Genomic DNA, 23266 nt, shown 5'->3' with positions numbered 1-23266 from the left:
CCGCTAATGCATCAGCTCGGGATTTACTGTTGGGAGCTCTTTGGCGCTAGCCAAACGCTTACTCAGGCTATGGAAGCGGTAGAGGAGACCGCAAGCGGTTAAGCTGAGGCCGGTCAAAAGGCCATACCAAACTCCTTTTTCTTCCATGCCGAGAGGGAAGGCGAAGAAGTAACCCAGCGGGAGGCCGATTACCCAGTAGGCGATCAGGGTGACGATGGTAGGGATTTTTACGTCTGCCATACCGCGGAGGGCGCCCAGGCCAACCACCTGCACCCCATCGGAGAGCTGAAACATGCCCGCGATGATCAGTAGGCTGGCGCTCATCTGAATGACCTGTTGATCGTCGATGTAGAGGGCGGGCAGCACTTCTCGCAGCAGAATCAGGCAGACCGCCGAAAAGCTCATAAATGCGGCCGTCATCAGAAAGACGGTGAAGCCCGCATCGCGCAGCCCGGGAATGTCCCGCTGACCCAGTTGATTCCCTACGCGCACCATGGCGGCGGCAGAAAGCCCGGAGGCCATCATGTAGCTGATGGAGGCCAGGTTGATAGCGATCTGATGGCTGGCTAGGGCATTTACCCCGATCCATCCCATCATGATGGCGGCGGTGGAGAAGGCCCCCACTTCGAAGATAAATTGAAAGCCGGTAGGGATGCCGATTTGGAGCATTTTGCTGACCATCGGGAAGCTAAAGCGCTGGAAGCGAAAATTTATGTTATAGGTCTTATAGCGTGGCGACCACCACACATAGTAGGCGATCATCAGCGCCATCAGCACTCTGGAGATCAACGTTGCCCAGCCGGCGCCATTGAGTCCCATTTCAGGCGCTCCCCAGTTGCCATAGATCAGCAACCAGTTGAGGAAAACATTCAGGGCATTACAGGCCAGGGTGATGTACATGGCCTGCTTGGTTTGGGAGAGGCCCTCTGTAAACTGCTTGAAAGTCTGGAACACCATAAAGGGCAGCAGGGAAAAGGTAATGATGGCCAGATAAGGGATGGCCATTTCCACCACAGCTTCCGGTTGGTTTAGGTGGAGCAGGAGGGGGCTGGAGAGCAAAATAAACAGGAGTAGCACGATGCCGGCACCGAAATTTATCACAAAGCCATGGCGAAAGAGGCGTGCGATGCGGTTTTTACGTCCGCGCCCATCTGCCATAGCTACCAGTGGGGTGATGGCCATGGAGATCCCTATGCCGAACATAAGGACGACGAAGAAAATACTGTTCGCCAGGGAGGCGGCGGCGAGCGGTTCTGCTCCTAGTCGGCCTACCATCATGCTGTCGGCTACGCCCACGAGCACCTGTCCTAGCTGGCTAAGCATGACGGGGTAGGCGAGTAAAAAGGTTTTGGAGCTATGCTGCCGAAAATTCTGAATGCCAAGCATAAGTGTACTTAAATAGCGTAGTCACGGGCCACGCGCAGGAGGCCACATACGGAAATAGCGTCTGTAATTTTACATTCTAGGACCATTTGCACGGCCTCGTGTAGGGGCAGGCGACGGACCTGGAGGATTTCGGTTTCTTCTGCCTCGGGAGTGCCATTCTGCAGCCCTTCGGCCACATAGATCAGGCCCACTTCATCCGTGGCGGAGTTAGAGGTATGCACCTCCATGAGCAGGGTCCATTTTTCCGCGCTGAGGCCTGTTTCTTCTTTGAGCTCTCTTTTAGCGGCGGCGAGTGGGGCCTCTTCCAGTGGACCACCTCCCATGGGGATTTCCCAGGAGTAGCCGCCTGTCGTGTAGCGGTACTGCCCGACCAGGTAGGTAAACCCATCGGCATCTATTGGCAGGATGCCGATGGCGCGGTTTTTAAAGCATACCTTGCCGTATTCGGCAGGCTTTCCGGCAGGATTGAGCACCTGATGGTTCTCTACGCGGATCCAGGGGTTCTCAAAAACGGTTGTTTTCTCCTGGCAGATCCAGGGATTTTCTTCTTGTATCGTCGACATAAGGTCAGAGGTTGCACCACTGCGGAAGGGACGCAGGGCTTTCGCCCTGCAAAAGTACATAAAAAAAAGCATGATCGGGAGACCATGCTTCTTCGGGTGTGCGCTAAGCGACTTTATGCAGGTATTGGTAATACCTTGGAATCCTTAAAAGTGGAAAGAATCACCATGGACTGCATGGAATCTACCTCTTTAATTTCGGAAACCTGCTCGAGCATCAACTTCTGATAGGCGGTGATGTCTTTTGCAATAATTTTTAGGATAAAATCACCAGAACCGGTGATGTGGTGGCACTCGATCACCTCTTGGATCGTATTAATCTCCGTCATGAAGGCGTCGATATTCGCTTTATTATGTCCGATGAGGGTAACCAGTACAAAAGTGCTCACGCCAAGGCCGATCTTTTCTGGATCTAACTTTGCATGGTAGCTGCGAATGATACCGGATTGTTCTAATTTCTTGACGCGCTCTAGTGTAGGAGCCGGAGAAAGCCCAATATCTTTCGAAAGCTGCGCATTGGTTATTTTCGCATTGCCCTGTAAAATTTCTAGTATTTTACGGTCGATTTTGTCAAATTTTACTCTTACGCTGTTATCCATAGATGAAAGTATTTACAGAATAATATCTTGTGCAAAGTTAGGTATAATAAATATTATTTTAAAGCAATTGCTGAGAAAAAGGTGTGTAAACACGAAATATTCTTGTTCGTAGCTGTGCTCTAGCAAAAGCATTCGGGGTAAACTAGGCCAATAACCATGCCAATTCAAATATTCTCTTGCTGAACTTCTTTGGTAAACGGAAAAATGAATTCAAAGTTTATTCTTTTTAATAAAATTTCGTGCTTCCTTATGTGCAGGATGCTTTCTTTTGGCGAACTTTTTAACCTGATTGAAATAGGATTTGGCTTCGTTTTTTTTGCCTTCCTGGGTAGCCATTTTACCCAGTGCCAGTAAGCTATACAGGTAATAGCCACTTTCCTGTGCCTCAGACTCCTCTCCGAAGGCCAGTGTGCGCTTGTAATAGGCCTTCGCCTGCGGCAAATCGTTTCTACGCTCGTGGTACTGGGCGATATAAAATGCGGCATAGCGCCCACTGTTTGCCTCATAGCCGGTCTGTTTGGCATCTAGACGTCTTAAGATTTCCTCTGAAACCTCCTTGCACTCGTACCACTTGCCTACTGTGTATAGGTTGCGCGCATGCGACCGGTGGAAAAAGGCATTGTTCGGGTACTTGTCCATCAGATAGTCCGTAATGGCCAAAGATTTAAAGGGGCTACCTTCGGCATTGGCATACAGCATATATAAAAAATATTGCGCTTCCACGCGGGAATAAAAGGCATTATTGGCCACATATTCCAGCAGCTCGATGCCCTTTTCTTTGTTGCCCTTAGGAAAAAAGGCGACCACAGGCTTCAGTAGAGGGTAATTTTCTGGTATCCACACCGAGTAATAGTTGAACAGCGCATCCCCTAGTACCAGCTCAGGACTCATCTCCTCGTCCCCATCTTTACTTAAGTTAAGGTATTTCAGAGCATTTTTCCCGGCCAGCGTAGCCTTCGTCCAGGATCTTCGCTCCGAATACAGGCGCCCCTGAAAGCCATAGGCGGCTGCTAGGAAAAAAGTGGCCTCCTTATTTTCCGCATCCCGTTTGAGCAAGCTTTTGGCCTTGTCGATGACTACGTCCATCTGCCCGATGAAGCGCTCATCGTAGCGCTCGTTATCGAGGTCGGGTAAAATTTTCCACCAGCTGCTTAGCCCTTGTAAAAAGTAGGGAAGCGGATGCTCGGGATATTCGTATTCCAGCACTTTAAAGCCCCTGTCCGCCTCTCGGAAATCAAAATTATACAGGCTATTCACATAGCGCGTGATGCGAAACTGCAGTCCCTTATCTAAAAGCAGGTATTCGCTGCGATTGTCCACGCTGTCTGTAGCGAGAGGGGCAGGTTGCGCGAAAGCAAGGGCTCCCAAAAGGAGCCCCATAAATAAGAAAAAACCAAATCGTTTTTTTATCATAGTGCTTGTTCGATATCCGCTATGATATCGTCCACATGCTCCAAGCCGACCGACAGGCGTATCAGGCCTGGTGTGATCTGGACACGTTCCCGCTCTTCAGGGCTCAACTTACTATGCGTCGTAGAAGCGGGGTGTGTGACGATACTTCTGGCGTCTCCCAGGTTAGCGGTAAAACTGATCATGTTCAGTCGATCGATAAAGGCAGCGGCAGCGGCGGCACCTTCTTTCAGATCTAAAGTTACTATACCCCCTCCGTGGCGCATTTGTTTCACGGCCACGGCATATTGTGGATGACTTTCTAGAAACGGATAATTCACCCGCTTTATTTTGGCATGCCCCTCGAAATGTCGTGCTATTTTTAGCGCATTCTCACAGTGCCGGTCCATACGTACGGCTAAGGTCTCCATGCTCTTGTCCAGTATCCAGGCATTAAAGGGGGAGATGGAGGGGCCCGTGTGCCGGGCAAAGAAGCGCACCTGCTCGATGAGCGCTTTACTTCCTAAAATCAATCCTCCCAGCACGCGCCCCTGTCCATCGATGAACTTAGTGGCGCTATGGGTCACCAAGTGTGCTCCCCATCGCGCCGGCTGCTGCAGGTAAGGGGTAGCGAAACAGTTGTCCACCACCAAGATAAGCCCATGCTCCCGCGCAAAGTTCCCGGCCCATTCTAAGTCGATGAGTTCCAAGCCCGGATTAGAGGGGGTTTCCAAAAAGAGCATTTTAGTATTCGGCTGCAGTAATTTGTCCCACTGCTGGTAATCGGAGATATCTCCATAGGTAGAGGTGATGCCCCAGCGTGGGAAAACGCGTGTCAACAGTTGGTGCGTGGAGCCGAAAAGGGAGCGGGAGGCTAAAATATGGTCTCCCTGGCTGAGCAGGGCCGCGATACTGCCAAACATGGCGGCCATCCCGGAGGCGGTTACCATGCCGTCTTCGGTGCCTTCTGCCAGGCATACTTTTTCCAGCAGGGAGCTGGTATTTGGATTCGCGTAGCGGGAATAAATTTGCCCTTCCTGTTCTTCGGCGAACAGGGCTCTGGCTTGTTCGGCGGAATCAAAGGTAAAGCTAGAGGTAAGGTGAATGGGGCTGGAATGTCCGGCGGCGTTAGAAGGTTGCGCCCCGGCGCGGATCGCCTGTGTTTCGAAATGTGCCATGAATTCAGGGTTCTTTTTTAAGCTATAAAGACCATCGCCCCGTGCACATCTTGCTCATTGACCCGTTTATAGTTCCCGGATAGGGGCAGGATGTGGCACCATGGACACAAGTGGCCGGTTGCCAGAGGGTCATCGAGCCTGTTCTCTCGCCTCTTCTTTATAAAGGTGAATACTTCTTTTGTTACAAAGAAAGCAGGTGGCAGCCAGAAAACAAAATGCCAGCTGCTTTCTCTTTTTGGGCCGCAGCCCAAAAGCCGAGTGGGCTACTCATTAAACTGGGTCATGGTATGGGCGATCCCGATGCTGCCAAAGGCCTCAATCATGGCGATGGCCCGGTCCATATGTTCAGGCAGGGCATCGATTTCAGCCTGGGTCCAGCGTCCAAGCACATAATCCACTTGGCGGCCCTTCGGAAAGTCGTCCCCGATGCCGAACTTCAGACGCGGATAGTCTTGCCCACCGGTTAGGGCTTCGATGTTTTTTAGACCGTTATGTCCTGCTGCGGAGCCTTTGGCGCGCATGCGCAATTTACCGAAAGGCAAAGCAACATCATCGACAACCACCAGCACATGGGATTTTTCGATCTTCAGCTCTGCCATCCAGTGGCTTACCGCTTTCCCACTCAGGTTCATGTAGGTCGTCGGCTTGATGAGGTGAAACTGTCGAGACTTAAAGCTGAAGTGGCTGTAAAAGGCATGGCGGCCTGAACTCCAGCGGACTTGATGCTTGTCTGCTAAACGATCTAAGGTGAGAAAACCCACATTATGGCGGGTCAATTCATATTCGGGGCCGATATTTCCGAGGCCAACGATTAAGTATTTCATGGGCAGTGAGGCTTATGAGGGCGGCCGTAGGAAGCTATCGGCCAGAAACAAGACATCCTGCCACAGCGCAAAGGCTGGGCAGGATGTGGGTATGTCAGATAGAAAAAGCTTACTCAGCTGTTTTCTTACCGCGAAGTGCTCTTGGGATACCGATCGTAGCGATAGAAACGTTCGGGCTCGTTAGGATTTCGAAACCTTCTACACTTAGTTCAGAAACTTTCACAGACTTTCCTAAGTCTAGGTGAGAAATGTCTACGTTGATCTTATCAGGCAGTGCGCTCGCTAAACCTTTTACCTTTAGGGTACGGGCTTTGATTTCGAGTTTACCCCCTTTTTGGATACCTGGAGAGTTTCCTACGATATTAACAGGGATCTCCATCTTAACAGGACGGTCTTCGCTGAATGCTAAGAAATCTGCGTGCAAAAGAACCTCAGATACCGGATGGAACTGTGTGTCTTTTAAAAGCGCTTTGATTTTTTGACCTTCGATGTTTAACTCTACTAAGTGAACATCTGGCGTGTAAACGAGCGGGCGGAAAAGAATCGCAGGTGCATAGAAGTGAATCTGCTCTTCGATACCCGGTCCGTAAACCACAGAAGGAACTTGACCGTCTTCTCTAAGCTCTTTTAAAGTAGCACTGTCGAGATTTGCTCTTTTAAACCCTATAATCTCTAAAGATTTCATAGTAAATTAAGAATAAGTTATAAATAAATTAAATAAAGAGTGCACTGATGGAGGAATTTCCGGTCACGGCATGGATCGCTTTCGCGAAAAGATCGGACACGGATAAAACCCGAATTTTACTCGATTCCTGCGCTAGTGGAATCGTATCGGTGATGACCAATTCCTCTAAAACAGAGTTGTTAATGTTTTCGTAGGCTTTGCCAGAAAGTACCCCATGGGTGGCAATGGCTCGCACTGAGAGGGCTCCTTTTTCCAGGATGATTTGTGCCGCCCGGCACAAAGTACCTGCTGTGTCCACTAAATCATCGATAAGAACCACATCCTTGCCTTCCACATCTCCGATAACCTGCATGGAAGCCACCTCGTTGGCACGCTTTCGATGCTTGTCACAGACAACCATCTCCACCGCGAAATGCTTGGCATAGGCACGCGCACGCGCCACACCCCCCACATCCGGAGCAGCGAAAATCAAGTTGTCCCGATTCAGCCTTTCCAAATAGGGCACAAAGATAGCGGAAGCATTCAGATGATCCAAAGGAATGTCAAAAAATCCTTGGATTTGTCCGGCATGCAAGTCGCAGGTCATGATCCGATCCGCACCCGCTGAGGTCAAAATATTAGCTACAAGCTTGGCAGCGATGGAGACCCGTGGTCGGTCTTTCCGATCTTGGCGCGCATAGCCATAGTAGGGAATCACAGCGCAGACTTTATAGGCTGAGGCGCGCTTAGCCGCATCGATCATCAAGCAAAGCTCGAGCAAGTTGTCCGCACTGGGGTTGGTGGATTGAATAAGAAATACGGTGCAGCCACGAACAGATTCATTAAAGCTAGGTGACATTTCCCCATCACTGAACTTGGAAAGGGTCAAATCTCCTAATTTTTTCCCATAATGCTTGGCGATTTTTTCTGCTAAAGGAAGGCTATTCGAACCGGCAAATAATTTGACCTCGGTCATCATTTTGTAGGTATTAAGGTTGTAAAAGGCATCTGCTTATGGCATACAAAGGTAGCTAAAAAGCCTGCAAAAGGAAATGATTTTTTCGCTTACGCCTAATTATTACGCCAATACCAATTTTTCTTCTTTTAGCCGTACTAAGGCTGCGTAGCGGTCCAGCTCCAGGCAAAAGTCGATATCTCCTTCGATGCCGTGGTTTTGTAGGCGCTTGGCATGGGAGGCTTGCGCCAAAAACCCTTTCAAGTCGCCGTGAACGGCCCCATACAGGGTCTTCATGGCTAGGCTGCTATCACAGGCGGGGCTGTGGGTGGCCGACAGGGCTTCTACGAGCGCACCCGCATACAGCGCATCTTCGAGGTTATAGTTGCCTTTCCAGCCGGCACAAACGATGAGCACGTCTGCTTCTTGTTCGCGCAGGTAGGCGGCAGTACTGCTCAGGTTCATAAAGGCGCCGATGAGCAGCTCCCGCGCCCCTGCGCGAAATTTTTCGATCGCCAGCGTACCGTTGGTGGTAGTCATGCTGAGCTTTTGGCCTGCAAAGGCCCCCTGCTGAAACGCTAGCGGGCTATTTCCCAGGTCAAAGCCGGGAATGATATGGCCATTTCGCTCGCCGGCGGTCAGGTAGCCTTTGGCGCCCAGCGCCCGGCAGTCTTCCTGATCGGCTACAGGAATGATATGGTCTACCCCCTCACAGAGGGCCGCCACCATGGTGCTGCTGGCGCGGAAAATGTCCACCACCACCACGATGCGGCCACTTACCTCATAGAGCTCCCTCAGGGCGGGGGTGAGGCAAATGCTTACATTCTTCATGCGTCTTTTTTATAAAGCGGCAGTTTGGTGACGGTGACGGCCAGTTGCTTTTGGCGAATGCCCACACGTAGTGCAGTGCCGGCTTTGGCATAGGCGGTCTCCACGTAGCCGAGTCCGATCCCCTTCCCCAAGCTAGGCGACTGGCTGCCCGAGGTGACGCGCCCGATGGTTTCGCCCGCCTCATTCAGCAGGGGATAGCCGCCGCGCGGTATGCCTTTTTCTTCTAAAACAAATCCGATCAACTTTTTCGTGACGCCAGCTTCTTTCTGTGCTTGCAGCGCCTCGGAATTCATAAAGGGCTTGGTGAATTTAGTGATCCAGCCTAGGCCAGCCTCAAGTGGGGAGGTACTGTCGTCGATGTCGTTTCCATACAAGCAGTAGCCCATCTCCAGCCGTAGTGTGTCGCGCGCTCCGAGTCCGATCGGCTTGATGCCATGCTCCTCACCGGCTGCGAAAACGGCCTTCCAGAGCGCTTCTGCCTGTTCATTTTTAACATAAAGCTCGAAGCCACCTGCACCCGTGTAGCCAGTAGCGGAGATGATGATATCAGAAATTCCAGCCATGCTGCCAACTGTAAAATGGTAGAACTTGATGGCGCTCAGATCAGTATCGGTAAGTTTTTGGAGGGTGGCGGTGGCCAAAGGTCCCTGGACCGCGAAGAGGGAATAGGCGTCGGAGGCATTTTCTAAGGTGGCCCCCATGGTATTGTGGCGGTTTATCCAAGCCCAATCTTTATCGATATTAGAAGCGTTTACGACGAGCATGTAGCGCTCCTCTTCCATGCGGTAGACGATGAGGTCATCTACGATGCCGCCCGTTTCATTCGGGAAGCAGCTGTACTGTGCCTGTCCGATGCTTAGCGTGGAGGCATCGTTCGAGCATACCTTTTGGATGAGGGCTAGGGCTTCGGGTCCGCTGACGAAAAATTCACCCATGTGGGACACGTCGAATACGCCTACGCCGCGGCGTACGGTATGGTGTTCCTCGAGGTCTGAGCTGTAGCGGACGGGCATGTTAAAGCCCGCGAAGGGCACCATTTTGGCGCCGAGCGCCTGGTGCAAAGCATCTAACGCGACGGTTTTTATCGCTGTTTCCATATTTGGGTCTGTTTAGGTTTTCAGGATTTTTCCGAAAGTTTCTCAAAGAGCCAAAGGTACATAATCGCAAGCAGAAAATGACTTTGCAAGCGGCAGAATTCGCCGCACATAAAAAGGTGCAATTTGCGGGAGACTGCGCATGATGCGCACCATGCCATTAAAGAGGCAGGATTGAAGCCATTAATTTATCGGCTGATATTTGTAAACAAGGGTTAAGCGTTAGTATATTAGACGCTGCATTATCAAACTAACACAAGAAAAAAGATGGGATTGATTCCTTATTTCTTCGAAAGCATTAATCGTAATGCGATCGTGGTAAAACCGAAAAAGCCACTACTGGATTGGGTAAATTCCATTTATCCCGAGAGTCCTATTTCCGGAAAAGAGGAAGCGAATATCTACCTTATCCGCGAGATGGATAGTAACGAAGCGATAGAAAAATGGATAAAGAAAAATTTTGACCAAATTTTTCAAAATGAATTAAATGATTGGTGCACAGACGAAGAGGCTTGGCCACGAAAAAGAAACTTCAGGACTTTTCAAGAGTGGTTTGTATACGAAATACATTCTATGGTCTTAGATCTTGAAGATATCGATATAAGTAAAGAGTAAAAGAGGGTGTCACAAAAAAACGTTTGGCGCAGTGGCGGTCGAAGTTTTACATAAGCAACTATCGAACATCCGCTACTGCGCCAAACACACTTACACCTTGGAATAAGGTTAGTGTATTAAATCGAAAAACTTTCGCCACAGCCGCAGGTGCGGGAGGCGTTGGGGTTGACAAATTGGAACCCTTTGCCGTTTAGGCCATCGGAAAACTCCAGCGTGGTGCCTGCCAGGTAGAGCAGACTTTTTCTGTCCACGATAATTTTCACCCCTTTATCTTCGAAGATGTGATCGGAATCTGCTGTTTTATCATCGAAGTGCAGGTCGTACATGAGGCCCGAACAGCCACCACCCTTCACGGAGACGCGAATGTTTTCGTGCTCGGCGCGATTTTCTTCTCGTTTTAAGGTGAGAATTTGTTCTTTTGCTTTATCTGAAACGATGATCATATTTTTAATTTTGAATTTACACCCATATCTTTCGGCAAAGGTAAAACATCTGCTGAAAGGAAAACATTCCAATATACGAAAAAATTATGATGAGAAAAATAGAACATCTGGGGATCGCTGTGAAGGATCTGGCGGCCTCTCGCGACTTGTTTACACGCCTGCTCGGCACAGAGGCCTACAAAGAGGAGTCTGTGGAGGGCGAGGGGGTGCACACTTCTTTTTTTCAGGTGGGCGAGACCAAGGTGGAGCTGCTGGAAGCCAGCCGTGAAGATAGTCCGATCGCCAAGTTTACGGCCAAAAAAGGGGAGGGGATCCATCACATCGCCTTTGATGTGGCAGACATTCATGCCGAGGTGGCCCGCCTGAAGGCAGAGGGCTTCGAGGTACTGAATGAGACGCCAAAAGAAGGTGCTGATAATAAATGGGTGGTTTTTTTACATCCCCGCTCTACGAATGGGGTGCTGGTGGAGCTCTGTCAGGAGCGTCCTGCTTAAGCTAGCCTCTTTTTTACCAGGGCTTTCAGGTTTACAAGACCTTCAACAGGCTTTCGGATAAAAAAAAGGAGCCCAAGTGGCTCCCAGTAGAGAAGAAGTTGAAGCCGTTATTTGCGGCGTGCCGCCAAAATAAGGCCGATGATAAAGACGGCCCCACTTCCGATGACAGGGGTCCAGTTCGCGCTGCTGACGGCGATGTCTAGTCCGAGGAAGCTAAAACTTTCGGAGTCTTGCATGGCCTGAAAGCCAAAGAAAAGCAGTCCGACGACACCGATAATGAGTAAGAGAAATCCAAAGGTTTTCATGATTGTTTTGTGGTTTTGGTTGGTTTATACCGTTAATCCCGCAACATACATGCCGAAAACCGAAAGAAGTGCCTTTCAGATGGATTTCGTACCTTTGAGGGGTTAAAAACAGAGAATCAGGCATGGAAAAGAGAACAGAAATCGCTGACATAGGCGAATTTGGTTTAATAGAACGTATAAAAGACATGGGCAGCCCGCAGCAGGCCAGTACTTTAGTGGGCATAGGCGATGATGCAGCCGTCCTAGAGGCGGGGGATCATGTGAAGGTAGTGACCACAGACTTACTGCTGGAGGGGGTGCATTTCGACTTGAGTTATGCGCCGCTCCAGCACGTGGGCTTTAAAGCGGTGGCGGTGAATGTGTCCGATGTAGCGGCCATGAACGCGATTCCCAAGCAGGTGACCGTCAGCATCGGGCTAAGCAATCGTTTTTCTGTGGAAGCAGTAGAGCTACTGTATAAAGGCATCTATGCGGCGGCGGCGGAGTACGGGGTCGATGTCATCGGAGGGGATACGACTTCCTCTCGTAGTGGGCTGGTACTGTCGGTAACCGCCATCGGCGAGGCGCAAAAGGAGGCGCTCAGCTACCGGTCGGGGGCTCGGGATAAGGATATCCTCTGCGTCACGGGAGATTTAGGGGGCGCTTTGGTAGGGCTTCAGGTGCTGGAGCGGGAGAAGCAGGTCTTTTTGAGTAACCCGAACATGAAGCCCGAGCTGGAAAAATATACCTATGTGACGGGACGGCAGCTGAAGCCGGATGCCCGTGTCGATATCATCCACGAGCTGCACGAGCTGGGGGTGGTGCCCACTGCTATGATCGACGTATCGGATGGGCTGGCTTCAGAGCTCTTTCATATCGGTAAGGCCTCCGGTCTGGGAGCGCTGCTGTACGAAGACAAGCTCCCGATCTCCAAGCAGACCTATGACACGGCCGTGGAGCTGGGCCTGGACCCCATCACCTGCGTCCTGAATGGGGGTGAGGATTACGAGTTGCTCTTCACGATCAGGCAATCCGACTTTGCCGCCTTGGAAAAGCACCCAGACATCCATTTTATCGGTCATATGAGTCCTGCGGCAGAGGGATTTCACCTGGTGACCAAGGGCGGTGCTGCCGTGTCCTTAAAGGCGCAGGGGTGGAAGCATTTTTGATTGATGAAGGATTTTGCGGATTTCATGGGAGAAACCTCTCCGTCTGTGAAGTCTAGAATATAACTTAATAAAATTAGCCTACCTTTGAATCATACACAATCACAGCAATTCTTTTGGGCGATTGAGTGCTGGATTTGTGATTTTTTGGTGACTTATTCTTAATTTTTCGGGTAGAAAGCCTGCCTTCCTCGGGAGGCAGGTTTTTCTTATTTCGGAGGAGGAAGAATGTTGCCTAACACCCTATGTATGTTGAAAAATAATCGTGTGTTCCTCTGGTTTACCAGCTTTTTCTGCACCCTGCTGCTCGCATCGGGTGGACTGAATGCCGATGCGTACAACGGGCAGATGCAAGCCTCTTCAGGCTCGGTGGAACGATTTTACCGACAGGTATCCTACCTGGAAGGCTTGCCTTCACCGACCATCTACAGTTTGCATGTGACTCCGGCAGGGTTAATGTACGTAGGGACAGAGCTGGGGATTTTTCGATTTAATGGCTTTCGTTTCGAACGTCTTTCAATGCCCGAGGCCCGCCATCAGCCCATCGATACGATTATGGAGGATGAGCGGGGGCGCATTTGGTGTAAAAATTTCGCCAATCAGATCTTTTTCATCGACGGAGATCAGCTGCAGGCGCCGGCTGGGCTTAATGCGTTTTTTCGTGAGCGTGAGGAGCTGGTGGCCATGTTTACACAGGGCCCATACCTCTATTTGGAAACGTTCCAAAACATCTACCGCTACAGTTTGGAAACGGAGGAGATCGAAACACTTCTTCCGGCCGAAAATCCAGGTGTGGTGGGCATGTACGTCACGGAAAATCAGGAGATCCTCTTTCGTGGGGTAGATGGTCATCTCCATCGGGTGGGTCAACCTAAGCCCTTGCGGGAGGCTACATTTCGCAATTTCTCGGATGGCCGTACGCATTTTATTTCACGTGAGGGGCGCACACTCCTGCTGAACCGGGGAAGCCAAAAGAATTTTAAGCTCTTAGAAAGCGATCAGGTGGTACCGCTGGAGGTAGGTGAGGGGGCGCTGTACAAGTATTTTTGGCGCAGCCTGGATGGGGAAGACCTCTGGGTCTGCACGAATCGGGGTGCCTTTCGCCTAAATCCCTCCTCACTGCAGATCGAAGAGACGCTGCTTCCGGAGCTGCGGGTATCGGATATGGTGCGGGATAGGCATGGCAATATCTGGGTAGGGACCTTGGATGAGGGCTTGTTTATGTTTCCGGCGCTTCCGGTACAGGTGACGCGTCCTTTGCCCGAAGGGCAAAAAAAACCTGTCAGCTACACGGCACTGCACCGCCTGCCTTCAGGAAACTTACTGGTCGGTACCAATACGGGGGCTATTATAGAGCTGGATGCCAAAGGAAATTTGCTGCGTGTGCTACTGGAGGATGGGCCACGTGAAATCGAGTTTATCTATTTTGCCGCTGAGCAGCAGCGCATCTTGCATACGAATGGGTATGTGGCGTATGCTGATCCGAGTCGACAGCTGCAGGCTTATTTCGGAAAGGACATGGTGCAGGATGACTTCGGGAACCTGGTGGTGGCGTCCTATGGTTTGGGGGGAGTTTTAGATGCGGGCATGAGCGGTATTCCCAAGCTGCCTTTTCAGCGGCATTATCCTTTTGAAAAGTTTAACCAAGCAGACATACAGGTGATGCAGCTGGCCAGTGGACGAATGCGGCGGGTATTTTATGGCAGCAAGCAGGGGGTCTATGGTTTTTCTAGCACGAATGGGCTGTATTTAATCGATGCCACCGGTGAGCGTCAGCTATTGCGTGGCCCCATGCAAGAGGATCATCCTGCTTTTATCGTAGATGCCATCACGGCTTCTGCAGATGGCGACTGGTGGCTGGCGACGCAGAAAAACGGCCTTTTTCGCCTTTCTTTTTCTGCTGCCGACAGCCCAGCGCTACAGCTACTGGCGGGTTCGGAAAACTTAAATGGGCTGAACCATGTGCAGTGGGATGCTGCCGAGGAATACCTGTATTTCAATGCGGAGTCGAAAATCTACCGCTACCATCTGGCTTCAGGGACCTTCACGCTGCTGCCGATAAGCATGTATTTAAAGGGGATCACGATTCGTCAATTTCTACTTACGGAGGAGGAACTGATTATCGCCACGAATGCAGGGCTGTTTTTTCAACCCTTAGAGGTGGAGCCACCAGAAATGTCGATCTCCCTGGCTGTAACCGGACTTCTCGTGGACGGCCAGCCGCATGCGCTGGATGCGCCGATTCCCTATGGACATCAGCAGGTGCAGGTGCTGTATCAGGTGCTGGATTTCGTTAATTTTAATGAGCGGCAGCTCTTTTATGGCTTTCAGGCGGATACCCTGGAAAATACTGCCGATGCGGGCGCTAGCCTCTTAAATTTAGGAAGGCTCCATGCTGGAGATCGAACGCTGCAGCTGTATGCCCAGAACGATGTGATGCGCTCTGATAGGGTGATCCTTCCGCTAACCGTGGCCTTCCCCTGGTGGCAGCAATGGCCTTATTTGACAGTTGTTTTTATTCTTTTGGTCCTCGGTATCCGCTTCGGCTACCACCAGCTCCGCCGCCGGATCGAGCGCAGGGAGCAGGTAAAGGAGCTGCTCGTTAGCTCCCAGCTTAGTGGCTTGCGTGCACAGTTAAATCCTCATTTCTTTTTTAATGCCTTGAATACCATGCAGGGCTTAATTTATGCGGAAGATCAGACGGCAGCAAGCACCTATTTGGGTAAATTTAGTGCCTTAATGCGGCGCTTTCTGAGTGATAATGACAAGCAGTACAACCTGCTCGAATATGAGCTGGAGACCGTAAGGCTGTTCGTTGATTTAGAGAGCATGCGCATGGTGGATGAGCTGGAGTTTTCTCTTCAGGTGTCCGATAAAATTCAGCCCGAGCACTGCATGATTCCCAGCATGATGCTGCAGCCTTTTATCGAAAATGCCATTCGGTTCGGACTGGTAGAAAAAGAGGGCTTGAAGACCTTATCCGTGGAGGTGCGCCCTTCAGATCGTGGACGTTCCGATGAGCTTACGGTAGAAATCCGGGATAATGGCATTGGCCGGGAGGCCTCCAAAACCCTCTGGAAGCAGCGCAAGTACCGCAGTCCGCATGTGAGCAATGAAGAAATCGAAACCCGTATCGCCTTAATCGGGCAGCTGTATGGACGCTCCATGCAGGTACATATTCAGGATTTAGGCAGCCCGGATGCACCTCTGGGCACTGCTGTTCTCATAACCTTACCCACCTATGCAAAATAAAGAAATTCGCGCGCTTATCGTCGATGATGAGCCGATGGCCCGCATGGCACTCAAGGGGATTTTATCTCGCCATTTTTCGCAGGTGGCCGTCCTGGACGAGGCTAAAAGTCTTCCTGAGGCGGTCAAGCTCATCCATAAGCACAAACCGGATGTGGTCTTCCTGGACATCGAGATGCCCGGCTACTCTGGATTAGAGATTTTAGACTTTTTCCCCGAGCAGCAGGTGGACTTCCGCATCATCTTCGTGACCGCTTACCAGGACTATGCCCTGAAGGCCTTCGAGCTTTCTGCGGTAGACTATCTACTCAAGCCTGTGCAGCAGGAGGCTTTGGAGCGGGCGCTCCAAAAAGTTGTGCCGCAGCTTCAGGCGCGACTCCAAACGCTAAAAGAAAACCTCGCAGAGGACAAGCCGAAAAAAATCACGCTGCAAACAGGAGAGGGGATCTTGTTTATCCCGCTTCGTGATATCATTTACCTGAAAGCAGATGGCTCCTATACCCACTTTCACCTCGACGACGGGAAAAAGATTACCGTCTCCAAGCGCCTACAGGAGTACGAGCGTATCATGGATATGGGCAAGTTTATGCGCATCCACCGCAGTCATATCATCAACTTAGACCAGATAGCCAAAATCACCAAAGAGGATGGAGGGGCTGTGCACATGAGTAATGGAGAGATGCTGTCGATTTCCAATGAGAAAAAACAGCTGCTCATGCATCATTTCGAGCGCCAAAAGCTATAAAAGCCCAGGGCCGCTTCTGGAAAATGAGAAACGGCCCTGGATTTTGGATTAAGCGACTCAAATCTGGCCGAGTCGGCTATTTTTTCTTTCGGTATGAGGGTGCTAGGTCAACTGTTTTCATCCGGATAGGGCACGTATACGAAGCGTGTAAATGCTCCGTCGATTACGAACAGGCAGCAAAATTCTTCCGGATCCTTGTAAAAGCGCTTGAACTCCTCCACATTTTCTTCTCCGATCAGGGTGCGCTGCTGAAATTCCTCTAAAAAAGAGATAAAGTAATGCCACTCCAGCCCTTTTTTATCTCCTTCCACCAAGAGGCTTCCGATCGGCTGCTCTCCTTTCGCGATAGGAAAAATCGGGTAGTCAGAGATTTTACGGGAGCGCACCTGATAGGCGGCCTCCTTCAGAAAGTCTGAAATACGGACAAAATCCTTCGTGATGGTCCCGAGGTACTTGCCATCTAATTCCGGGTCATTCGCGTCTTCGATCATCGCAATTCTAATTTTACTACATTCTCGACATGATAGGTTTGCGGAAACATGTCCACGGCCTGCACGCGGCTTACGCGATACTTAGCATCAAGCAGGGCCAAATCCCGCGCCTGCGTGGCGGGGTTGCAGCTGACATATACGATCGTTTTCGGTGCCAGCTCCAGCAGCACTCGCACCACATCCTCATGCATGCCTGCACGTGGCGGGTCGGTGATGACCACATCCGGAAGGGGATGCCGGGCTAGAAAGTCAGGGGTCAACATATCCTTCATATCTCCCGCGTAAAAGCGGGTGTTCGTGATACCATTTTCGCGCGCATTCAGGTGCGCATCCTCGATGGCAGCCTCTACATACTCGATACCGATGACTTCTTTGGCCTGCCGGGCCACAAAGTTCGCGATCGTCCCCGTTCCTGTATAAAGGTCGTACACGACTTCTTCACCCGTCAGTCCCGCAAAATCCCGTGCCACTTTATATAGCGTATAAGCCTGTTTCGGGTTGGTCTGGTAAAAGGACTTGGGGCCCACCCGGAAGCGCAGCCCCTCCATTTCCTCTTCGATGTAGCTACGCCCTTTATAGGTGTGTACCTCTAGGTCATGAAAGGTCTCGTTTTTCTTTAGGTTGATGATGTAAAGGAGTGAGGTCAAATCAGGAAACTGCTCGGCGAGAAAAGTTAGCGTCTTTTCGATGCCCGCGGGCTCATCAGCGCCAAACTGCACGATCACCATTTCCTCTCCTGTGGTGGTGCTGCGGATGATAAGGTTACGCAGTAGCCCTTCCTGTCCGCGGATGTCGTAAAAGCTCAGGCCTTCGGCAAGGGCAAAGGTGTAGAGGGCATTTCGGATGGCATTTGACTGGCCTCCCTGCAGGTAGCAATGCGAGATGGGAACGATTTTATCGAACATTCCCGGTACATGGAAGCCGAGGGCGCTGCGTTCAAACTCCTCACCGGACTGGATCTCCTCTTTGGTCAACCAGCGGTTGTTCGAAAAGGTAAAGTCGAGTTTATTTCGGTAATAGAAGGTTTCCTCTGAGCCTAAGATAGGTGGAATTTCCGGCAGCTCCACCTTCGCGATGCGCGTCAGCTGATCGATGACCTGCTGCGACTTATACGCCTTTTGTTGCTCATAGCTGATATGCTGCCACTTACAACCGCCGCAGGTGCCGAAATGCGCACAAGTAGGCTCTATCCGCGCAGGGGAAAGTTGATGAAAGTGCACTGGCTCAGCCTCCAGGAAGCTGCTCCGACCCTTGGTGACGCGTACATCGACGATATCCCCGGGTGCTACCTGCTTAACAAAGACCACTTTGCCCTCGTGATAGCCCAGACACTTGCCCTCCGTCGCCACGCGCTCGATGAGGAGCTCAGGAAGAATTTTATGCTTTAATTTTCTCGACATGGGCACAAAATTACATAATTATTCCTACTCCACCTGCGCTTGCCCGTATAAAAGCAGGAGAGTCTGGGCCAGACCCCTACGGGAAAATGAAGGGTTTATCGTCTAATCTTCCTATCTTTACGCAGTTATGCCGAAAGACTTTAAAGAAAAAGTAGTACTCATTACAGGAGGAACTTCGGGCATCGGCTTTGCGCTCGCCGCCAAGTTCGCAGCAGCAGGTGCACACGTGATGATTTCCGGTCGAAATGAGCACAAATTAGAAGATGCACTGGGTCGCTTTGAGGAAATGGGGCTGCCCGTAGCAGGCGTGCTTGCAGATGCTTCTTCGAAGCGGGATAATGCCTACATGGTGGAGTCCTGCGTGGATCGCTTTGGGGGCATAGATGTGCTCATTAACAATGCCGGTATATCCATGCGCGCGCTTTTTAATGATTTAGAGCTCCACGTCTTCGAACAGGTGATGCAGATTAATTTTTGGGGCACGGTCTATGCGACTAAATTTGCCCTACCGCACCTACTGGCACGCAAGGGGATCCTGATCGGAATAAGCTCTATTAATGGCTACCGGGGCACGCCCGCCCGTACGGCTTACACGGCGAGCAAATACGCGATGAATGGCTTTTTCGAGGCCTTACGTACCGAAGTCATGCATGAGGGAGTACATGTCTTGGTGGCCTCACCGGGTTTTACCGCCTCGAATATTCGTCAAAATGCCCTGGCCGCGAATGGTGCTCCGCAGGGAGAATCTCCCCGTGAGGAGGAAAAAATGATGCAGCCAGAAGAGGTAGCCGAAGCCATTTTTCAGGCCGCGCTGAAGCGCAAAAGGGATTTGGTGCTCACCACTGAGGGGAAATTGGCTGTATTTTTAAACAAATGGATTCCCGGTATCATGGACAAAGTCGTGTACCGGCACATGGCGAAAGAAAAAGATGCTCCGTTTACCTGATGCAGGAATTTTTACAGCAGCTGGCTTTACACATTCAGGATTTAAGTAAGCGAAATCCTGCGATCTATCTGCCCCGCCCGCTGGGTCCTGCCTTTATCGATACCTGCCTGCTGGAAGGGGCCATGGGTGCACAGGCTTTGCCCGGATATTTTCAGTTTAGAAGCGGAGAGGAGGAGCTCCCCATTTTGTTGGCCCAGGGGCCTTACAGCACCAGCGAAAATGCACTTTCCGCGCAACTTTTTCAGCTGGCCAAGTGGGCGCATCGACAGGAGGAGGAATCGGGCACGGTGGCACTGGCGCTCGGCTGGCCCTTTGTGCTGGGCACCCTGCTGGATGGTGCCCCGATCGCCGCCCCCCTTTTCGTGCTGCCTGTGCAACTGCTGCTACGCGAAAACACTTGGCGGCTGCAGGCCACAGAGGAAGGGCTCCAGTGGAACTCTGCTTTTCTGGCGGCCTACTTTCAGGGAAGGGAGGAGCTCTATCCTCTGGAGGCTCTTCAGGACTGCCTGGAACAGCTTCTGCGCTGTGAGACAGTGGGGGACTTTTTGGCCCTATTGTATCCCTTCCTGAAAAAACATCTCGCGCTGCATTTCAACCAAGATTTATTTTCCGGTCGGCTACAGGCTATGCCGGAAGCTGCTCTGCCAGAAGAAAGCGGTCAGGGGCGCCTTAAGCTGTATCCCTTTCAGGTATTGGGTGGCTTCGGCAGCCCGGAGGAGGTTTTCTTGCAGGCCTTATCCGCTCCTCACTACCAGGCTTTTACCACGGTGGAGGCGTATGTAGAGGAGAAATTTGCCTCCGACAGGCGAGCCAAGCAGCCGATGCAAGCGGCCATTTACAGCCCGTATCCCTTAGATGCCAGCCAAGAGGAGGTACTACAACGTGTAGCGGCAGGCGATTCCTTTGTCCTGCAAGGACCCCCTGGCTCAGGCAAGTCGCAAGTGATTACAGCCCTGGTCGCCGATGCGCTGGCCCGAGGTAAAAAAGTATTAGTGGTGGCTAAGAAGCAGGTGGCCTTAGAAGTGGTAGAAAAACGCATGGCCACCGTCGGACTGGATGCCTATGCGGCACTGATCCCTCATATGCAGTTCCGTAGCGATTTAGAAACCAAAATTCTGGAGCGTCTCAGTGCGCTGAGCGAGGAAAAACGTGCCGACGATCGGCCTGAAATCATGCTTTTGGAGCGGCGTTTCCAAGAGTGTCGGCAGCACATTCAGCAGCGCTCGGGGCAGCTGGAGCAGCTCTGCCAGGCCCTGTTCGAGACCGACACGGCCGGGGGATGGTCGGCCCGCACGCTCTACGGCCATTTAGCCCCCTACAGCCAAGCCCACCTGGAGCGTCTTCCGGATATGCGCGCCTATGCGTCTCATTTCCCGATGGAGGGTCTGTCAGCACTGCCGGTGTCTTTTGCGCTTTTAGCGCAAATGGAACAGCTGCAGCAGCGGGAGCTACTCTGGGCACTGCGACAGCCTTTTCCGGATACAGCGGACCCACAAGTACAGGTGGAACAACAGCTGGACGTACTGAACGAGCTAGAGCGCATCCTGTTGGAAATCAAGCCTCTGATCGAATCGGAGCGGCAGCTGGGGGCCTTGCTGCTGGCCATGGGCGAAGCAGACTGGTCGGAGCGCGAAAAAATCGCTATGTTCTATGCGCGCTTCGAAGGGGAGCCCTTCTTTCGGGAGCTGCTGGACCAAGACCTCCGCGAAGTGGACATCCCCTGGCTGGTAGAAAAATACGATATTGTCAAGCGGCTGCTGGCGGGGGTGGGGCCGGCATGGTCTGTGCCACTGGAAGAGGTTCCTCTACTGCTCGAACAGTGCCTGGCCTACGAGCAAGGCTGGGATCAAAGCCTTTTCGGTTTCCGCCTGGCTTTTTGGCAGCGAGAAGAGAAACGACGTATCCAAGCATTTATGGCCGCGGAGGGGCTGCCCTTTGAGCGGAGCGCACTGAAAAAGTTCATTACCATGCTGGAAAATCGGCTGAACCTGCGGCATCAGCTGACCTTACTAGGGAGCAAGACTTTTCTGGTACTGCCGGAGGTTCCTTTTCGTTTTGCGTTATTTAGCGCAGCGGTGTCAGGTCGGATTCGGATGCTACAAGCCCTGCAGCAGCTGGCGACGCTGCGTTGTTTTACGGCATTAAAGCCTCTTCTGGGGCTTCCGCCCAAAAAATTTCAGGCCTTCTGGGCGGGCATGGACAAGTTAGAGGAGCTGCGGCCGCGATTAAGCTTGTGGTTTACTGAAAAGCAGATAGCTGCCTGGGCCCGGCGACCGGATCTCAACAGGCTGCGAAGTTTTCGCGAGCAGCTGCGGACACAACATGCCTGGATGTACCGCTTCGATGCTCAGTGCCGTCGTCTGGCGCCCCAACAGGAGGCAGGCATGCGCTATTTTGTGCGGCGTTACCGGGGAGCTGAGGCGGGCAGTCTGGAAGCGGCATTTGCTTTGGCGATCGCCTGGGCATGGCTGCGGATTTTGGAACAAAAATATCCCGAGCTGTCCCAGGTGCGAGCGGGTTACTGGGAGGAGGTACTGCACACGCTGCAAGGGGTGGAGGAGGAGCGCCGCCAGCTGGCGCGCACCATCATAGGCTTAAAAGTGAGGGCCTTAGGCAGGGAAAACCTGCAGTATAATCGCCTGGGCCATTTGGTCAGCTATCGGGATTTAGGTAAGGAACTACGTAAAAAACGCCGGCGTCTTCCCTTGAAGCAAGTGCTGGCACAGCATGGAGAGGCCCTATTTCAGTTGATGCCGGCCTGGTTATGCAGTCCACATGCAGCTATGACCTTATTTCGCTCCCGAGCTGCGGAGGCGCCACCTTTTGACCTGATTGTCTTCGATGAATCGAGCCAAATCCCTACTGCGGAGGCTTTTCCACTTTTGGAACTGGGGCGGCAGTTTGTGGTGGTAGGCGATCGGCAGCAGCTGCGGCCCCATGCACTCTTTCGCAAGCAATACGCGGAGGCGTCGGCCCACACAGAGGAGAGTTGGCTGCACTGGGCTGGCCTGTATGTGCCCGAACATATGCTCTTAGGCCATTATCGGGCGCGGCACGAGGCCTTGATTGCTTTCAGCAACCAGCATTTTTATGGGGGACGACTACGGATTTTGCCCGACAGGGCCACCTTCGGAGCGGAAGAGCCACCCTTTCATTATCAGTTGGTAGAAGGCGTCTATGCCGCGGGGGAGAACGTACTGGAGGCGGAGGCTTTGGTGGCCTATATACTTCGGCAGCCGCCTGTTTGGAAGCAAAAATGCGTGGGGATCGTCGCGCTGAATCAGCTGCAAAGTCAGCTTTTATATCGCCTGCTGTGGGAGGCCTTAGAAGGCCAAATTCCTGCTGGCTGGCAGGTGCGGCATCTGCAGGAGGTACAGGGGGAGGAATATGATTTAGTTTGTATCAGTACCGTATATGCACGCACTGCAAAGGGAAGTTTTCCGAGTAGCTTAGGCTGGATTTCTCTTCCGGGTGCTGCTCAGCGCGTGAATGTTTTGGCCAGCCGTGCGCGGGAGCAACTAGCTCTTTTTACTGGGATAGAGCCACATTTAATCGGCCCTGGTATGCGTGAAAATGAAGGGGTGCGGATGCTTCTTGCCTTCTTAGAACAGGTGAAAAGTTACCGCAAGCGGTCTTGGCCTGCAGGAAAGGGGGGCAAAAGTCTTGACTTTGACCCCTTGCGTGCGCAGCTCTGTAGCCAAGTGCCGGGTGCGCAGGAATTTCCTTATGGTACCTTGGTGGACATCGCCATACGGGATGCAGAAGGGAATTTTACAGGCGAAGTCGTCTTGCGTGATCGTGAGGATTGGCTATTGGGGCCTCGGCTTTTGGGTCCTTTTGTGTACGATGTGGCTTACATCCGGGCACGTGGCTGGGAGGTTCGCTGGTGTCTGAGCCCAAACCTCTATCCACAGGTGCGACTAGAGGAGTAGCGGCCCGAGCGAAGAAGGCAT

21 protein-coding genes and 1 riboswitch are annotated in these 23266 nt (G+C 51.8%); of the genes, 7 read left to right on the top strand and 14 right to left on the bottom strand.

The window, feature by feature from the left end; genetic code table 11:
* Nucleotides 1-3 precede the first annotated feature (3 nt).
* From ACXIT9_RS01810 to gcvT, 10 genes are all read right to left on the bottom strand, one after another.
* On the bottom strand, nucleotides 4-1386 hold the full coding sequence (locus ACXIT9_RS01810; RefSeq protein WP_458054533.1) for an MATE family efflux transporter: 1383 nt from the start codon (nucleotides 1384-1386) through the stop codon (nucleotides 4-6).
* An 8-nt stretch (nucleotides 1387-1394) separates the two neighbouring features.
* Complete coding sequence (locus tag ACXIT9_RS01805) at nucleotides 1395-1949, bottom strand: NUDIX domain-containing protein (RefSeq protein WP_458054532.1); 555 nt, start codon at nucleotides 1947-1949, stop codon at nucleotides 1395-1397.
* Between the two features lie 113 nt (nucleotides 1950-2062).
* Nucleotides 2063-2545 carry an Lrp/AsnC family transcriptional regulator gene (locus tag ACXIT9_RS01800; protein ID WP_009054580.1) on the bottom strand — a complete coding sequence of 161 codons (483 nt, stop codon included), beginning with the start codon at nucleotides 2543-2545 and terminating at the stop codon, nucleotides 2063-2065.
* Nucleotides 2546-2755: 210 nt separating this feature from the next.
* Complete coding sequence (locus tag ACXIT9_RS01795; protein ID WP_458054531.1) at nucleotides 2756-3958, bottom strand: tol-pal system protein YbgF; 1203 nt, start codon at nucleotides 3956-3958, stop codon at nucleotides 2756-2758.
* Nucleotides 3955-5112: a trans-sulfuration enzyme family protein gene (locus tag ACXIT9_RS01790; protein WP_458054530.1), complete on the bottom strand. Its 1158-nt coding sequence runs from the start codon at nucleotides 5110-5112 to the stop codon at nucleotides 3955-3957. Before ACXIT9_RS01790 ends, ACXIT9_RS01795 begins: the two co-directional genes overlap by 4 nt.
* A gap of 63 nt (nucleotides 5113-5175) precedes the next feature.
* Nucleotides 5176-5278, bottom strand: a riboswitch (SAM riboswitch).
* Nucleotides 5279-5375: 97 nt separating this feature from the next.
* Nucleotides 5376-5936: an aminoacyl-tRNA hydrolase gene (gene pth / locus ACXIT9_RS01785; RefSeq protein ID WP_458054529.1), complete on the bottom strand. Its 561-nt coding sequence runs from the start codon at nucleotides 5934-5936 to the stop codon at nucleotides 5376-5378.
* A 109-nt stretch (nucleotides 5937-6045) separates the two neighbouring features.
* Nucleotides 6046-6621 (bottom strand): 50S ribosomal protein L25/general stress protein Ctc, encoded by a 576-nt coding sequence (locus tag ACXIT9_RS01780; RefSeq protein ID WP_458054528.1) that lies wholly within the window; start codon nucleotides 6619-6621, stop codon nucleotides 6046-6048.
* A 28-nt stretch (nucleotides 6622-6649) separates the two neighbouring features.
* The gene (locus ACXIT9_RS01775; protein WP_458054593.1) at nucleotides 6650-7576 is read right to left on the bottom strand and encodes a ribose-phosphate pyrophosphokinase; all 927 of its coding nucleotides are present in this window, start codon (nucleotides 7574-7576) and stop codon (nucleotides 6650-6652) included.
* Nucleotides 7577-7678: 102 nt separating this feature from the next.
* Nucleotides 7679-8386 (bottom strand): 2-phosphosulfolactate phosphatase, encoded by a 708-nt coding sequence (locus ACXIT9_RS01770; RefSeq protein WP_458054527.1) that lies wholly within the window; start codon nucleotides 8384-8386, stop codon nucleotides 7679-7681.
* The gene (gene gcvT / locus ACXIT9_RS01765; RefSeq protein ID WP_458054526.1) at nucleotides 8383-9483 is read right to left on the bottom strand and encodes a glycine cleavage system aminomethyltransferase GcvT; all 1101 of its coding nucleotides are present in this window, start codon (nucleotides 9481-9483) and stop codon (nucleotides 8383-8385) included. Before gcvT ends, ACXIT9_RS01770 begins: the two co-directional genes overlap by 4 nt.
* Nucleotides 9484-9747: 264 nt before the next feature.
* Between gcvT and ACXIT9_RS01760 the strand changes: the two genes are divergently transcribed.
* Nucleotides 9748-10095, top strand: coding sequence for a hypothetical protein (locus ACXIT9_RS01760; protein ID WP_458054525.1), 348 nt, complete (start codon nucleotides 9748-9750; stop codon nucleotides 10093-10095).
* A gap of 116 nt (nucleotides 10096-10211) precedes the next feature.
* Here ACXIT9_RS01760 and ACXIT9_RS01755 read toward each other — a convergent pair whose 3' ends face one another.
* The gene (locus ACXIT9_RS01755) at nucleotides 10212-10538 is read right to left on the bottom strand and encodes a HesB/IscA family protein (protein WP_458054524.1); all 327 of its coding nucleotides are present in this window, start codon (nucleotides 10536-10538) and stop codon (nucleotides 10212-10214) included.
* Between the two features lie 89 nt (nucleotides 10539-10627).
* Here ACXIT9_RS01755 and mce point away from each other — a divergent pair, with 89 nt between their 5' ends.
* Nucleotides 10628-11032, top strand: coding sequence for a methylmalonyl-CoA epimerase (gene mce, locus ACXIT9_RS01750; RefSeq protein ID WP_458054592.1), 405 nt, complete (start codon nucleotides 10628-10630; stop codon nucleotides 11030-11032).
* Nucleotides 11033-11139: 107 nt separating this feature from the next.
* On the opposite strand, the gene ACXIT9_RS01745 is transcribed toward mce, so the two are convergent.
* Nucleotides 11140-11337 carry a hypothetical protein gene (locus ACXIT9_RS01745; protein WP_458054523.1) on the bottom strand — a complete coding sequence of 66 codons (198 nt, stop codon included), beginning with the start codon at nucleotides 11335-11337 and terminating at the stop codon, nucleotides 11140-11142.
* A gap of 122 nt (nucleotides 11338-11459) precedes the next feature.
* Here ACXIT9_RS01745 and thiL point away from each other — a divergent pair, with 122 nt between their 5' ends.
* The 3 genes from thiL to ACXIT9_RS01730 all read left to right on the top strand — a co-directional run bounded on the left by thiL (nucleotide 11460) and on the right by ACXIT9_RS01730 (nucleotide 16476).
* Nucleotides 11460-12485 carry a thiamine-phosphate kinase gene (gene thiL / locus ACXIT9_RS01740; RefSeq protein WP_458054522.1) on the top strand — a complete coding sequence of 342 codons (1026 nt, stop codon included), beginning with the start codon at nucleotides 11460-11462 and terminating at the stop codon, nucleotides 12483-12485.
* Nucleotides 12486-12731: 246 nt separating this feature from the next.
* Nucleotides 12732-15734 carry a histidine kinase gene (locus ACXIT9_RS01735; protein WP_458054521.1) on the top strand — a complete coding sequence of 1001 codons (3003 nt, stop codon included), beginning with the start codon at nucleotides 12732-12734 and terminating at the stop codon, nucleotides 15732-15734.
* Entirely contained in the window at nucleotides 15724-16476 is a 753-nt protein-coding gene (locus tag ACXIT9_RS01730; RefSeq protein ID WP_458054520.1) for a LytR/AlgR family response regulator transcription factor, read from the top strand. Before ACXIT9_RS01735 ends, ACXIT9_RS01730 begins: the two co-directional genes overlap by 11 nt.
* 107 nt (nucleotides 16477-16583) lie before the next feature.
* Here the strand turns inward: ACXIT9_RS01730 and ACXIT9_RS01725 are convergent, their stop codons facing one another.
* The gene (locus ACXIT9_RS01725; protein ID WP_458054519.1) at nucleotides 16584-16967 is read right to left on the bottom strand and encodes a hypothetical protein; all 384 of its coding nucleotides are present in this window, start codon (nucleotides 16965-16967) and stop codon (nucleotides 16584-16586) included.
* Nucleotides 16964-18367, bottom strand: coding sequence for a 23S rRNA (uracil(1939)-C(5))-methyltransferase RlmD (gene rlmD, locus ACXIT9_RS01720; RefSeq protein ID WP_458054518.1), 1404 nt, complete (start codon nucleotides 18365-18367; stop codon nucleotides 16964-16966). Before rlmD ends, ACXIT9_RS01725 begins: the two co-directional genes overlap by 4 nt.
* Before the next feature lie 127 nt (nucleotides 18368-18494).
* On the opposite strand from rlmD, the gene ACXIT9_RS01715 reads away from it, so the two are divergent.
* Together ACXIT9_RS01715 and ACXIT9_RS01710 are read left to right on the top strand one after the other, a co-directional pair.
* A complete protein-coding gene (locus tag ACXIT9_RS01715) occupies nucleotides 18495-19313 on the top strand; it encodes an SDR family oxidoreductase (RefSeq protein ID WP_458054517.1) in 819 nt (272 codons plus the stop codon).
* Nucleotides 19313-23245 carry an AAA domain-containing protein gene (locus tag ACXIT9_RS01710; protein ID WP_458054516.1) on the top strand — a complete coding sequence of 1311 codons (3933 nt, stop codon included), beginning with the start codon at nucleotides 19313-19315 and terminating at the stop codon, nucleotides 23243-23245. The genes ACXIT9_RS01715 and ACXIT9_RS01710 overlap by 1 nt, the downstream gene beginning before the upstream one ends.
* Nucleotides 23246-23266 lie beyond the last annotated feature (21 nt).

The sequence above is a fragment of the Nitritalea sp. genome, assembly GCF_054166705.1.
Note: the sequence above shows the minus strand (reverse complement) of the source record. Positions and strands in the feature narration are given on the sequence as shown.